The organism is Embleya australiensis (genome assembly GCF_051903075.1).
Classification (GTDB): domain Bacteria; phylum Actinomycetota; class Actinomycetes; order Streptomycetales; family Streptomycetaceae; genus Embleya.
The window spans coordinates 1633545-1647477 of the sequence record NZ_CP182422.1; the positions used below are offsets into that span (position 1 = coordinate 1633545).

At 72.7% G+C, this 13933-nt stretch carries 8 protein-coding genes; 6 read left to right on the plus strand and 2 right to left on the minus strand.

Annotated features, from left to right (window positions below; translation table 11 throughout):
- Positions 1 to 311: 311 nt before the first annotated feature.
- Positions 312 to 1382 (minus strand): hypothetical protein, encoded by a 1071-nt coding sequence (locus ACMXN5_RS06775; protein WP_439674474.1) that lies wholly within the window; start codon positions 1380 to 1382, stop codon positions 312 to 314.
- A gap of 289 nt (positions 1383 to 1671) precedes the next feature.
- Here ACMXN5_RS06775 and ACMXN5_RS06780 point away from each other — a divergent pair, with 289 nt between their 5' ends.
- From ACMXN5_RS06780 to ACMXN5_RS06805, 6 genes are all read left to right on the plus strand, one after another.
- On the plus strand, positions 1672 to 2691 hold the full coding sequence (locus ACMXN5_RS06780) for an acyl-CoA dehydrogenase family protein (RefSeq protein ID WP_439674475.1): 1020 nt from the start codon (positions 1672 to 1674) through the stop codon (positions 2689 to 2691).
- Positions 2691 to 3848 carry an acyl-CoA dehydrogenase family protein gene (locus ACMXN5_RS06785; RefSeq protein ID WP_439674476.1) on the plus strand — a complete coding sequence of 386 codons (1158 nt, stop codon included), beginning with the start codon at positions 2691 to 2693 and terminating at the stop codon, positions 3846 to 3848. The genes ACMXN5_RS06780 and ACMXN5_RS06785 overlap by 1 nt, the downstream gene beginning before the upstream one ends.
- 184 nt (positions 3849 to 4032) lie before the next feature.
- On the plus strand, positions 4033 to 6531 hold the full coding sequence (locus ACMXN5_RS06790) for a protein kinase domain-containing protein (protein ID WP_439674477.1): 2499 nt from the start codon (positions 4033 to 4035) through the stop codon (positions 6529 to 6531).
- 162 nt (positions 6532 to 6693) lie between these two features.
- A complete protein-coding gene (locus ACMXN5_RS06795; RefSeq protein ID WP_439674478.1) occupies positions 6694 to 8676 on the plus strand; it encodes a hypothetical protein in 1983 nt (660 codons plus the stop codon).
- A gap of 251 nt (positions 8677 to 8927) precedes the next feature.
- On the plus strand, positions 8928 to 10091 hold the full coding sequence (locus ACMXN5_RS06800) for a globin domain-containing protein (protein ID WP_439674479.1): 1164 nt from the start codon (positions 8928 to 8930) through the stop codon (positions 10089 to 10091).
- A 96-nt stretch (positions 10092 to 10187) separates the two neighbouring features.
- Positions 10188 to 12464, plus strand: coding sequence for an FdhF/YdeP family oxidoreductase (locus tag ACMXN5_RS06805; RefSeq protein ID WP_439674480.1), 2277 nt, complete (start codon positions 10188 to 10190; stop codon positions 12462 to 12464).
- A 222-nt stretch (positions 12465 to 12686) separates the two neighbouring features.
- Here the strand turns inward: ACMXN5_RS06805 and ACMXN5_RS06810 are convergent, their stop codons facing one another.
- Positions 12687 to 13865 carry an FAD-dependent oxidoreductase gene (locus ACMXN5_RS06810; RefSeq protein ID WP_439674481.1) on the minus strand — a complete coding sequence of 393 codons (1179 nt, stop codon included), beginning with the start codon at positions 13863 to 13865 and terminating at the stop codon, positions 12687 to 12689.
- Positions 13866 to 13933: the final 68 nt, after the last annotated feature.

Consider the following 13933-nt stretch of genomic DNA (forward strand, 5'->3'; position numbering starts at 1 on the left):
CCCCGGCCTGTTGGGAACGCCGCCAGAGGACTCGCCTCACAGAGCGTCCATGCACATGCGCGTGCACATGCACACACTTCATTATGAGGATGCCGACCCCAACTGCAAGACCGGATGCACGTGCATCGACGATTTCTGCGTCTGCACCGCGCCGATGCACGTGCATTTCGATCGACCAAGGGCCGCTTTACACCCGGTTCCCGGACATTCAGGGAACCAGTCTTTTCTTTCTTTTGGTCCTACATCAGGAATAATCCGGACAACCTAGACACACGGTTGACGGACGGTTCCGCTGCGTGGCCGTCGAGTGGTCAGACCGCCGCACCGGACGGTTGCCTCGGCGCCCCCGTGTTCGGGTCGGTGGAGCCGTTGCCGCGCCCTGTGAATTGGATCACCAGCGCGACGCCGGCCAGCAGGAAGACCGCCGCACCCGGGCCGAGCAGCAGCCACGGCATGACCGAGACCTCGGTGTCCTTGTTGGGGATGCTGTCCGCCTTCTCGAACGTGTCGACGTTGGCGCCGATGTTCTCCACCAGGGCGTTGAACTTGGCCAGGATCCGGTCGGTCTCCGCGAGGCCCTTGCCGACCTTGGGGTACTGCGTGGCCAGCTCGGCGGTGAACTGCGGGACGGGCTTGCGCAGGAGCGCGGCCATCGACGGGATGGACTTGGTCTTCATCCCGACGGCCATCTTGCCCAGCGTGTCCAGGTCGTCGTGCGCCTGCTTGTACCCGGCGTCGGTGAAGGTCGGCCGGAACGCGGTGAACATCTTCTCGGAAGCCTTGGTCTTGCCGATCACGCCGGTGGCGAGGGTGCCCACCACCATGCCCAGGCCGACCACCGCGGCGATCACCAGGCACACCGTGCTCACCACGGCGCGCGATCCGACGAAGGAGAACAGCAGCCCGCCGGCGCCCACCACGAGCAGCACGATGCCCGGGATCAGATAGAGATAGGTGACCGCGGTGTTCGGCGCGTCCGCGGTGGGGATGTCGTCGGCCTGGCGGAAGTTCCCGGCCTGCGCGTCCATGGTGCCCGCGAGCTTGTTGAACCGCGGCATGATCGTCGGGATCTCCTTGAGACCCTTGCCGACCTCGGGCGCGGTGGTGCCCATCAGGTTGATCAGCGAAGGTGTGGGGATCCCGGCCTGCTGGGCGAGTCCGGGCAGCGTCTCCGCCTGGAGCTGCTCCAGCATCTGGTTCATGGTGACCAGGTCGGTCCGGCTCTGCTCGATGGCCTGCGGCGTGAAGGCGGGCCGGAAGGCATTGGTCAGGTCGTCGACGGCCTGCGTCTTCTTCGGCAGGCCGGCGGCCAGCGGGAAGATGATCAGGGCCGCACCCAGCAAGGCGATCAACACCAGCGCCACGTGGCGGTATGCACGCACAGCGGGTTCTCCCTTCGCTTTCCGTTATTCCTCGGATCGTATGGGTGATCGGCTCGATCCCCCAGGACCCGCACGGCGGAAAGCAGCTGTTCTCGTCGGATGTCACTCGGGCAGCCGATCTTCGCAAAGAGCAACCCGCCAGTCAGCTACCGGCAAGTAATGTCATGGGATCGAGATCTCCGGCACATCGGTCACTTCGCCCCCGCGATGCCATGGAACGGTGCGGCGACACCGGCTAGCGTGCGCCGGCCGGCTCGTGCGAGCGGTGAGGTGTGAACGGAGGTCGCCGGTGGATCTTGAACCGACGGAAGATCAAAAGGCGGTACGGAGCGCCTTTTCGGAGTTCTTCACGGACCGATGTCCGATTTCCGTGGTACGCGCGGCCGAACCACTCGGCTTCGCGGCCGATCTGTGGCGGCGCCTGGCCGCGATGGGCGTACCCGGAATGGCGCTGCCGGAAGTCGCCGGCGGTGGCGGCGCGAGCCGCGCCGAGCTGATTCTGCTGCTGCACGAGGCCGGTCGGGTACTGGCGCCGGTGCCGTTGAGCGCACACCTGGCCGCGTCCCGGCTGCTGCTCGACACACCGTGGTGCGCCGGGGTCTCCGACGGCACGCTGATCGCGGCGCCGGCGCTGCGGCCGACCGTGGACGGGCTGGCCCGACTGGTGCCCGGCGGCGCGGTGGCCGATGTGGTGGTGGCGCTCGACGAGGACGAACTGGTCGCGGTACGGGGCGAGGCGCCGATGAGCGGGCCGGTCAACCACGCGGCGGCGCCGCTGGCCGACCGGTACGTGCGCGACGACCGGGGCGGGCGGGTGGTGCTGGCCCGCGGCGAGGACGCGGCCCGGCGACACGCCGCGCTGCGCCGGGAGTGGCAGTTGTATACGGCCGCCACACTGGTCGGGCTCGCCGAGCGGGCGCTGGAGTCGGCGGTGGCGTACACGCTGGAGCGCGAGCAGTTCGGCAAGCCGATCGGCGCGTTCCAGGCGGTCCAGCAGGGGCTGGCCGATCTGGTCGGGCCGATCGACGGGATCCGGCTGCTGACCGCGCGCGCCGCGTGGTGCGCGGACGAGGGCGACCCGGCCGAGGCGGGCCGGCTCGCGGTGATGGCGTTCCTGGCCGCGGCGGAGGTGGCCCGGACCACGACCTATCGCGCGGTCCACTTCCACGGCGGATACGGCGTCACCCTCGAATACGACATCCAGCTCTACTTCCGGCGCGCCCGGGGCTGGCCGCTGGTCCTGGGTGATCCGGACGAGGAGTACCGGGCATTGGCCGACGATCTCTTCGGAGCGGTGGGAGGCGTCTGATGGACTTTCGACCCAAGGAATCGGTCGAGGAGTTCCGGCGGTGGATCCGGGGCTTCGTCGCTGAGCACCTGACCGAGGACATGATCGAGCGGGCCCGGCGCACCGGCACCTTCCACGACTGGGAGTTCCACCGCGCGCTGGCCGCGACCGGGGTGATCGCCGAGGGCATGGCCGGGCCCGGGCGGACCGGCGGGCGCGACCCGTTGGAGCTGTACGTCTTCTTCGACGAACTGGGGCTGGCCGACGCGCCGTTCTACGGGCTGGCCAACACCATGCTGGTGGCGGGAGTCGTGGAGCAGATCGGCAGCGCGTTCCATCTGGCCGAGGTACTGCCCCGGTTCCATCGGGGCGAGGCGATCGCGGCACTGGGCTACAGCGAACCCGGCTCGGGATCGGACGTCGCGGCGGCGGCCACCCGCGCGGAACGGGTGCCCGGGGACCCGAAGGACGAGCCGGTGTGGCTGGTGAACGGGCAGAAGATGTTCACCACCCTCGTGCACGAGGCCGGCTATGTGATCCTGCTGACCCGCACCGACCCGGACGTGGCCAAACATCGCGGCCTGACCATGTTCCTGGTGCCGACCGACCTGCCCGGCATCTCCTTCCAGGCGGTGGAAACGATGGGCGGCGACCGCACCAACATCACCTACTTCGCCGACGTCCGCGTCCCCGACCGCTGGCGGCTCGGCGAGGTGCACGGCGGGTGGGAGGTGATGAAGGTGGCGCTGGCCTACGAGCGGGGTGTGTTCGGCAACATGAACCAGGGCGTGTCGCTGCTGCGCCGGTTCACCCGGTGGGCGACCGAGACCGGGGCGATGGACGACACCGCGGTGCGCAAGCGGCTGGCCCGGATCGCGATCGACAACGAGATCACCGCGCTGCTCGCGCTGCGCCCGGCGCTGATCGCCAGCGCGGGCGGCCTGCCCACCACCGAGGGCTCGATCGCCAAGTTGTACGCGAGCGAGGCGTACAACCGGGCGGCGGAGGCGTGCCTGGACATGGCCGGACCCGAGGGGCTGCTGGGCGAGCCGGGCGATGCGTGGTTCGTCGACCACGCCGCGCGGGACGCGCCGGTGACCACGATCTACGGCGGGACCAGCGAGATCCAGCGCAACAACATCGCCGAGCACCGGCTGGGGCTGCCCCGGTCGCGATAGGTACGGCGGGACCCGCGCGCGGGTCCCGTGCCGGGCGGGCGGGCCGCTCGCGGGCGCGCCGCCCGGTGTTTTACGGATATGACGGGCTCGGCGGGGGTGCCGCCGAACGGGTGGCCGGAAGCGGGCGCGCTTCATGGCAGACTTCGGCACCGTTCACACCGGTGAGCGAAACGGAGTTTCTGCCATGCGGCCGCTGCACGACGAGGACCCTTCGAGCGTTGGCGCCTACCGATTGGTGGGCCGGCTCGGCGAAGGGACCACGGCTCGGACCTATCTGGGCGCCGCGCCCGACGACGCCCCCGTCGTCGTGCGGGTGATCCGGGCCGACCTCGGGCGTGATCCCGCCTTCCGCGCCCGCTTCGGCGAAGAGGTGGACGCCGCGCGGCGGTTGCCCGGCCCCGGCACCGCCGTGGTCCTGGACGCCGACACCACCGGCCGGCAGCTCTGGTACGCCACCACGCACGTGCCCGGTCCGACGCTGGCCGAGACGGTCCGTCGGCACGGCCTGCTCCCCGGCCATTCGCTGCGCACGCTGGCCGGCGAACTCGCCGCCTCGCTCGGCCTGTTGCACGCCGCCGGGCTGCACCACGGGCGGCTCGACCCCGGCGCGGTGCTGCTCGATCCGAACGGCCCCCGGCTGCCGCACGTCGGGATCGCGCACGCCTCGCTCGGCTCGTCGGTGACCTCCGACGGCGTGGTGATCGGCACCGTGCTCGACTCCCCCGGCTTTCGTTCGCCGGAGCAGGTACGGGATCTGACGGTGGGTCCGGCGAGCGATGTGTTCTCGCTCGGGTCGGTGCTGGTGTTCGCCGCGACCGGTGCGGGCCCGTTCGACCGGGGCGACGAGCGCTCGCCGGCCGATCGGGTCGCCGAGGGCGAGCCGGAACTGGGCGACGTGCCCGCGTCGTTGCGCGACCTGATCGCGGCCTGCCTGGTCAAGGACCCGGACCGGCGGCCCGCTCCGGAGGAGGTGGCCCGGGTCGCGGCCGGCACTCCCGGCCCGAGCTGGCTGCCCGCGGCCACCGCGACGTGGGTGGCCGAGCGGGTGGCCAACCCGTGGGAGCCGCCCGAGCCGATGCCCGGCAGCGAGCCGTACGCGGCCGACACCGTACCGGCCCCGCCGCCCGGCGCGACCCCGCCGGCCGAGCCCGAGCCCACGCCCACGACCGTGCCCTCCCCCGCCGCGCCGCCCGCCCCCGAGCCGGAACCGGCGCCGCCCACCACCGCGGCCCGGACCCACCGCGCGGCCCGGACCGAACCCGCCGCGCCGCCCGCCGGGGGCGAACCGCCCACCCGCGCACACCGGGCCGCCGGCTCCTCCCGGGCCAAGTCCCGCCGCGGCTTCCTCGCCGTCGCGGCCGGCGCCGCGATCCTGGGCGGCGGCGGTGCGGCCTGGGCGCTGAGCCGGGGCGGGGACAAGACGCCCAAGACCGCCCCGAAGCCGTCGGCGCCGGCACCGAGTTCGACGGCACACACGCCCGGCCCGGCCGTACCCGGCGCGGTCCGCGAACTCACCGTCTGGACCACCGAGAGCCTGGTCCCCGCCGGACTGCTCGGCGAACTCGGCCTGGAATTCGGAAAAATGGGCACCACCGGCGCCGGGGTGCGGATCGGCACCCGCGTGCAGCCGAAGGCCGGCTACACCCAGGCGCTCGAACAGGCGCTGCGCGCCGGCCGCGGGCCCGACGTGTTCGAACTCGACCTGCTCGCCCTGGCCCGGTTCAAGGCCGCCGACCTCGTGATGGACCTGACCCCGCTGCAGAGCCGGTTCGACGGCGGCAGCTGGTTCCCCGCCGTGCGGGCCGCGGTCACCTCGGGGGGCCGGATCATGGCGCTGCCCCTGGGCGCCGGTGTGCCCGTGGTGCTCTACGACAAGGGGCTGTTCCAGGCCGCGCAGGTGGGCGTTCCGACCGACCGGGTGACGTGGGTCGCGGACCTGGAGAAGTTGCGCCAGGCCAACGCGGCCAACCCCGACTACCGCGCGCTGTACGTACCCGGCGGGGCCTGGCCGGTGTTGGCCTCGTGCGTGTGGGAGGACGACGGGACCATCGCGGTGCAGGAGGGCGACGCCTGGCGCGGCACGCTCGACCTGCCCGGATCGGTCGAGGGGGCCCGGTTCTTCCGACACCTCCAGTCGTACGCGCCGGACGCGGTCGGGGCGGGCAACGACGACCCGGCGACCACGGCCCGCGTCGCCAAGGGCGGGGTCGCCTCGGTGATCGCCGACGCCTCGCTGTACGACGCGGTGGTGGCGGCGAATCCGGCGCTGCGCCCGGTGCTGGGCGCGTTCGCGATCCCGGGCCGCACGGCGGGCAAGCCGGCCGCCGTCGGGGTGCGCGGCACGGTCTTGGCGGTGTCGGCGGCCAGCCTGTTCAAGGAGGCGGCGATCGACCTGCTCTCCCTGGTCGCCACCGACCGCTGGCGGGCCCGGATCGCGACGGAGGCCCGGCTGGTTCCGGTGCGCAGTGGCCTGGATCGAGCGGTGCCGTCGGACAATCCGATGATCCAGGCCGCACTGTCCGCACTGCCCGTGGGCGGTCGGGCGTATCCGGTCGCCCCGGGGTGGTCGGAGCGTCCGCTGACCGAACTCTCCCGGCAGACGCTGGCCGGCACCGACCCGCTGGCGGCGGCGGCCGCGGCGAACACGATCGTGGCCCGCGAATTCGGCGTCGACCCCACCTGACGGATCTCCCCGGCGGCAACCATCACCACGCGGCCCCAGGGCGTGTCTTCAGGCCCCCGCCGAGCTCCACGACGCCCGACGGGGGCCTGAAGACACGCCCTAGGGTTTGCGCAGGCATGGCATCCGGCCATGCCTGTCGCCCACTCTCGGAGGAGCCCCGCCGTGTCGTCGTGGAACGAGGAACCACCCGCGTCGAGGGACGACGACCCGTCGGCCGAACCACCGCCTCGGCCCACGTATGCCCCGATGGCCGTGCCGCCGCCCCCGGGGCAGCCGGCCGGACCACCCGCGCGGCACGCCAGCGGACCGGCGGGGCAACAGCCGGCGGGCCACCCGGTCGGCGCGGCCGCGCAGTCCCCGGCCGGCCAGTCACCCGGATACCCGGCGGGGGCACAGCCCCCGGCAGACACCGTGCCGCAACCGCCGCCGAGCGCCGCGCCGGGCTACCCGCCAGGCCAGGCCCCCCAATACCCGGCGGGGCAATCCGCGCAGCCGCCTGGCCAGGCCCCGCAATATCCGAACCAGGCACCGCAGTACCCGCCGGGGCAGCCCGCACAGCCCCCCGGCCGGCCCCCGCAATACCCGAACCAGGCACCGCAATACCCGGCAGGGCAGCCCGCGCAACCCCCCGCCCAGGGAGCGCGGTATGGCGCGGGCGCGTCGTATCCGGGAGCCGCCCCGCAATACCCCGGCCCGCCGCAGTACCCGAGCGCGCCCGGCGGCTGGGGCCCGCAACCCCCGCAGCCCGCCGCAGGCGCCGGCACCTCCCGGCGCCGGGTGATCGTGGCCGGTTCGGTCGCGGCGGCCGTCGCGGCCGGCGGCGGGGTCGCGGCGTGGCTGCTCACCCGAGGCGACGACAAGAGTGCCGCCCCGCCGCCCAAGCCGAACCCGACCTCCCCCGCACCGGTGCCGCCGGGGCCGCCGGCCCTGCCCGAACCGCCCACCACCGAGAGCGGTCCGTACACGCTCACCATGTGGCTGGACAAGATCTACACCCCGGGCGTCGACCAGGCGAAGACCACCACCGACCTGGCCGCCGCGCTGGTCAAGGCGGACCCGCTGGGCACCGTGCGCAGCGATGTCCAGGAATACGTCGACCAGACGAAGCTGGACACCGCGCTCGCCGCGGGCAACGGCCCCGACCTCTTCCAGATCGACAGCCTGGGCCTGGCCCGCCGGGTCAAGCAGGGCACACTGCTCGACCTGACCCCGTACGCCAAGCGGTTGAACGCGGACTCCTGGCACCCGGCGGCCCGGGCCGCCTGCACCGTCGACGGCAAGCTGTACGCGCTGCCGATGGACGTGTACGCCCCGGTCGTGCTGTACGACAAGCGGCTGTGCGATCCGGCCGGGTTCGTGGTGCCCACCACGCGCGACGAGTGGATCACCCAGTTGGACAAGCTCAAGCAGCACTACGCGAGCGACCCGCAGTTCGAGGCGCTGCACCTGGTCGGCCGGGCCTGGCAGACGATCGCCGCGTGCCTGTACGCGAGCGGCTGCGAGATAGCCGTGCCGCAGAACGAGCGCTGGGCCGGGCGCCTGAACACGGAAGCGGGCCGCGCGGGCATCACGTTCTTCCAAAAGCTCCAGTCCTATTCGAGCGCGCCGAAGAACGTCGAGGAGTACAAGGACCCGGCCGGCAGCATCACCGCCGTGCTCACCGCCGGCAAGTCGGCGATGGCGGTCCAGCCGGACTGGGTGGTGGCCGAACTGCTGCGCACCTCCCCCGAGACGGCCCGCAACCTTGGCGCCTTCCCGATGCCCGGGACCACCGCCGGCAAGCCCGCGACGGTCGGCGTGTGGGCCGGCGTGCTGGCCGTGTCGGCGAAGACCGAACACCCGGTGGGGGCGACCAACCTGCTCCGGGTGATGTCCTCGTCGGTGTGGCAGGAGCGCTGGGCGAACGAGAACGAGACGATGTCGGCGCTCGGCGGGCTGACCACCACCACGGGCGCCGCCAACCCGGCCCGGGCCGCGACGCTGACCGCGCTCGCCCAGGGCAAGCCGTATCCGGCCGCACCGGGCTGGACGGCGGTTCCGCTCAAGGACTTCGCCGAGAAGGTGCTGGGCGGCGCCGACCCGGTCTACGTCGGCGCCGAGCAGGACGCCAGGATCGGGGGCAGCTTCAGCGAATACCGGTCCTGACCCGGCTCCGACCGCTCCTCGACCGGGTGGCCGGAGCCCGGCCGCCGTGTCACCCACACGGCGCAAGAAATCCTCAAGCGTAAGCCCGTCGCGGTTCCCCGCGGCGGGCTTACCGCATTACCCACCCTCCGCAGTCGGACCGGCGCATACCGTCGGGTCACTTCCCCTTCGGGCGACCGGCGGTTTCCGGCTTCGGTGGTACATGTCCGGCCGCAGGATCGCTCTCCGAGCACACGAGGATGCGGTCCGTCATGTCCGGAAGTCCCGATCCCTCCCGGGCCGATCTGCTGCGCGGCAGCCTGGAGGCCGTCGCGCCCGCCGCGCACGATCTGGTCTCGCACTTCTACGCGCTGTTGTTCCTGCGCCGCCCCGACCTGCGCGCGCTGTTCCCGCCGGCCATGGACCACCAGCGCGATCGCCTGCTCGCCGCGCTGCTCCGGGTCGGCGGGAGCAGCGACGAACCGCACGAGTTGCGCCGCTATCTGCGCGGACTGGGCCGGGACCATCGCAAGTACGGGGTGCTGGACGAGCACTACGACGCGGTCGGCAGCGCGCTGATCGGCGCGCTGGCCCGCTACCTGGGCGAGCGCTGGACGCCGGAACTGCAGGCCGCGTGGGTGGAGGTGTACACGTGGGCGGCGGCGGTGATGATCGAGGCCGCCGCCGACGACGCCGAGGACGCGCCCGCGTGGTGGGACGCGGTGATCACCGCCCACGAGCCGCGCGGCCGGGACATCGCGGTGATCACCGTCGAGCCGGATCGCCCGCTGCCCTACCACCCCGGCCAGCACGTCACGGTGGAGACCCCGTGGTGGCCCAGGGTGTGGCGGCACTACTCGATCGCCAACGCCCCGCGCGTCGACGGCCGGCTGGAGCTGCACGTGCGCGCGGTGCCGGCGGGGTGGGTGAGCAACGCGCTGGTACATCGGGCCCGGGTCGGCGACCGGATCCGGCTCGGCCCGGCGCGCGGCGGCCTGGTGTTGCGCGGCGAGACGCTGCGCCGGACGTTGTGCGTGGCCTACGGCACCGGCCTGGCGCCGATCAAGGCGCTGGTGGAGCACATGGCGCAGCGTCAGCTGGCGCACCGCGCACATGTGTTCATCGGCGCCAAGTACCGGGCGGACCTGTACGACCTGGGCGCGCTGTCCGCGATGGCCGACGTGTACCCGTGGTTGAACGTGATCCCCGCGGTCACCCACGACCGCTCGTTCGCGGGCGACCAGGGCGCGCTGCCCGACGTGCTGGCCAGGTACGGCGACTGGGCGGACCACGACGTGTTCGTCAGCGGGTCGGCGGCCCTGGTCCGGGCCACCGCACACCGCCTGACCGGCGAATTGGGGGTGGCCCCGCAGCGCCTGCGTACCGAGAGCCTGGACGGGGCGGCCGGCGGGACGGTGCTGCTCCGGGGCCGCTGAGCTGCGGCGGGCGGGACCCGGGGGCGTAACGTACGGGTCATCAGGGTCGTGTCGAGTCGTGTCGATACGACCGCTTCGAGCCGCAGGAGCACCCGCATGGTCAGCAAGCCGCCCGTGGACGACGTCGGCGACGAGGGCCTTGTGGTCGGGCCGCCCAAGGAGTACGCGGCCGGGCTGCCGGCCGTCGCCTGGTCGCTGCGCCACGCCGGCCGCCAGATGGGGGTCAAGCGCAGCCTGCTGACCCTGGTCCAGGTCAACCAGAAGCAGGGCTTCGACTGCCCCGGGTGTGCCTGGCCCGAGCCGGACCACCGCAGTGTCGCCGAGTTCTGCGAGAACGGCGCGAAGGCGGTCGCCGAGGAGGCCACGGTCCGCCGGGTGGGCGCCGACTTCTTCGCCGCGCACCCGGTGGCAGAGTTGGCCGACAAGTCGGACTACTGGCTGGGCCAACAGGGTCGGTTGACCGAGCCGATGTATCTCGCCGAGGGTGCCACGCACTACGCGCCGATCTCGTGGGAGGGCGCGTTCGACGTGGTCGCCGAGGAGTTGGCGGCGCTGGACTCGCCGGACGCGGCGGCGTTCTACACCTCGGGCCGCACCAGCAACGAGGCCGCGTTCGTGTACCAGCTGTTCGTCCGCGCGTTCGGCACCAACAATCTGCCGGACTGCTCCAACATGTGCCACGAGTCGAGCGGTTCGGCGCTGACCCAGACGCTCGGGGTCGGCAAGGGCAGTGTCTCGCTCGAGGACCTGTACCGGTCCGACCTGATCTTCGTGGTGGGCCAGAACCCGGGGACCAACCACCCGAGGATGTTGTCCGCGCTGGAGAAGGCCAAGGAGGCGGGCGCCTCGATCGTGGCGGTCAACCCGCTGCCGGAGGCCGGTCTGCTGCGGTTCAAGAATCCGCAGAAGGTCTCCGGTGTGCTCGGCTCGGGCACCCAACTGACCGACGAGTTCGCGCAGATCCGGGTGAACGGCGACCTCGCGCTGTTCCGGGCGCTGAACCGGCTGCTGCTCGAAGCCGAGGACGCCGCGCCCGGCACCGTGCTCGATCGCGCCTTCATCGACGAATACGCGCACGGGTTCGAGGAGTTCGCGGCCGACGTGCGGACCACGCCGTGGGCCGACGTGCTGGAGGCGACCGGCCTGTCGCGCGAGCAGATCGAGCGCATCCATCGGCGGGTGCTGGGTTCGCGGCGGATCGTGGTGTGCTGGGCGATGGGCCTGACCCAGCACAAGAACTCGGTGCCGACCATTCGCGAGGTGGTCAACTTCCTGCTCCTGCGCGGCAATGTGGGCCGGCCGGGCGCGGGGGTGTGTCCGGTGCGCGGGCACAGCAACGTGCAGGGCGACCGCACGATGGGCATCTACGAGAAGCCCGCGCCGGCGTTCCTGGACGCGCTGGAGCAGGAGTTCGGCTTCGCGCCGCCGCGCGCGCACGGGCACGACGTGGTGGACACGATCCGGGCGATGCGCGACGGGAGCGTGAAGGTGTTCGTCGCGGTGGGCGGCAACTTCGTCTCGGCGACGCCGGACACCGCGGCCACCGAGGCGGCGCTGCGGGCCACCCGGCTGACCGTGCAGGTGTCCACCAAGCTCAACCGTTCGCACGCCGTCACCGGGCGGCGGGCGTTGATCCTGCCCACCCTGGGGCGGACCGAGCGGGACCAGTTCGTCACGGTCGAGGACTCGATGAGCGCGGTGCACATGTCGCGCGGCAAACTGCCGCCGGCCTCGCCGCGGTTGCGCTCGGAGGTGGCGATCGTCTGCGGGCTGGCCGAACGGGTGCTCGGTGACCGGGTGTCGGTGCCGTGGCGCGACCTCGCGCGCGACTACGACCTGATCCGGGACCGGATCGAGCGGGTGATCCCGGGCTTCACCGACTTCAACCGCCGGGTGCGCGAGCCCGGCGGGTTCGTGTTGCCGCACGGGCCGCGCGACGCGCGGCGGTTCCCGACCACGACCGGGAAGGCCAACTTCTCCCGCAACGAACTCGCCGTGTTGCGAGTGCCCGAGGGCCGGTTGATCCTCCAGACGGTGCGTTCGCACGACCAGTACAACACCACCATCTACGGTCTGGACGACCGTTATCGCGGGATCAAGCAGGGTCGCCGGGTGGTGTTCGTCAACCCCGTCGACCTGACCGCGCTCGGCCTGGCCGACGGCGCGCTGGTCGACCTGGTCAGCGAATGGCACGACGGGTCGGAGCGGCGGGCCGAGGCGTTCCGGGTGGTGTCCTACGACACCGCCGCCGGCTGCTGTGCGGCCTACTTCCCCGAGACCAACGTGCTGGTGCCGCTGGACAGCACGGCCGACGAGAGCAACACGCCGACGTCCAAGTCGATCGTGGTCCGTCTGGAGCCGCACGCGCACTGATTGTTGGGCGCTTCGCGCCGGCTCGCGAGGGGCCGCTTTTCTGCTCCCCCGCTTCGCTCCTCCGCAGAAAAGCGGCCCCTCGCTCGGGGTCGGCTGTCCCTCCGCTTCGCTCCGGGCCATCCGACCTGAACTTTGCGGCTCCGCCGCTCTCCGCGCTTCGCGCGTCGATCACGGGGGCGGCCCGCGTCGTGGGCGCTGACGCGCCACGGGGTCCGGCGGCGGTCAGCCCCGGAATCGGGCCGCCAGTACCGCCGCGAGTCGGCGGGAGGCGAAGTCGGTGCCGTGGACGAAGCGCATCGCCGGGCCGAAGGTGGCGGCGGCGGGCGGGCCGGTGACGTACAGGCCGGGCACGGTGGTCTCGAACGACGCGTCGAGCGCGGGCAGTCCGCCCACCGTGGCGATCCGGCGCCGCACGGAGGGTGTCAGGAAGCCGAGGGCGGCCAGGTCGACCCGGTAGCCGGTCGCGGCGAGCACGTGGTCGGCGTGTACCTCGCGCTGGTAGCCGGTCCGGTCCCGCAGCCACATCCGCGCCCGCCCGTCGGTCTCGCGCCGGGCCCGGGTGACGGTCTGCGCGTCGCGGACCGGGACCCGTCCGTCCAGCCGATCGCGCAACCACCACGCGGCGGACGGGCCGAGGATGCGCCGGGCGAGGTCGACCCGGACGCAGGCGGGCAGCAGCCGGAACGCGGCCGGGCCCCGCGCGGCGGCGGCGATCGTCCAGCCGGCTCCCAGCGGCGAGTCCGGGGTGAGCCGCCGGGCCCGGGGCGGGGCGGCGAACCGGATGTGCTCTGCCCGGCCGAACACCCGGACCCGTGCGGCGCCGCCCTCGTGCAGCAACGCGGCGCTCTCCAGGGCCGATTGGCCGGAGCCGATCACCACGATGTCCCGGTCCGCGCCGAGTTCGGCCAGGTCGGGGCGCTGCGCGGGGTGTGAGACCAGGTCGTCGCCGAGGTGTTCGAGCACGGCCGGCACGTAGCGGTGCGCGGCCAGGCCGGTGGCCAGCACCACCGCGTCGACCGCCAGGTCCGGGCCGCCGTCCCGGGCGAGCACGAAGCCGTGCCCGGCCGGCTCGATGCCGGTGACGCGCTCGCGCTCCACGTCCGGGACCAGGCGCTCGGCGAACCACCGCCCGTAGGCCACGAACAACTCCAGGGGCACCGGCTGATCGCCCGTCAGCGGGCGCTCGCCGCGGGCCCGTTGGAAACAGGCCAGGGTGAATCCTGGCCTCGGCGCGGCGATCGAGGAGGCATCGGGCCTGGATTTCAGCAGCATGCCGATCGGCATGTGCCGCCGCCAGCTCTCCAGCGGTACGCCGAACACCCGGACGGTCACCCCGAGTTGGTGCAGGTGGGCGGCGAGCGAGAGGCCGTAGGGGCCGGCTCCGACGATGGCCACGGTCATGGCGGTGCCCTTCGGATATTCGAGTGGATTATTGGCTTATCCGGTGAAAAGTCGGTTCACGCTGCTAG

Bases quoted from the DNA above. Each gene is read 5' to 3' on its own strand.
- ACMXN5_RS06785 (WP_439674476.1), top strand. From the start codon at position 2,691: ATGGACTTTCGACCCAAGGAATCGGTCGAGGAGTTCCGGCGGTGGATC.
- ACMXN5_RS06805 (WP_439674480.1), top strand. From the start codon at position 10,188: ATGGTCAGCAAGCCGCCCGTGGACGACGTCGGCGACGAGGGCCTTGTG.
- ACMXN5_RS06790 (WP_439674477.1), top strand. From the start codon at position 4,033: ATGCGGCCGCTGCACGACGAGGACCCTTCGAGCGTTGGCGCCTACCGA.
- ACMXN5_RS06800 (WP_439674479.1), top strand. From the start codon at position 8,928: ATGTCCGGAAGTCCCGATCCCTCCCGGGCCGATCTGCTGCGCGGCAGC.
- ACMXN5_RS06810 (WP_439674481.1), bottom strand. From the start codon at position 13,865: ATGACCGTGGCCATCGTCGGAGCCGGCCCCTACGGCCTCTCGCTCGCC.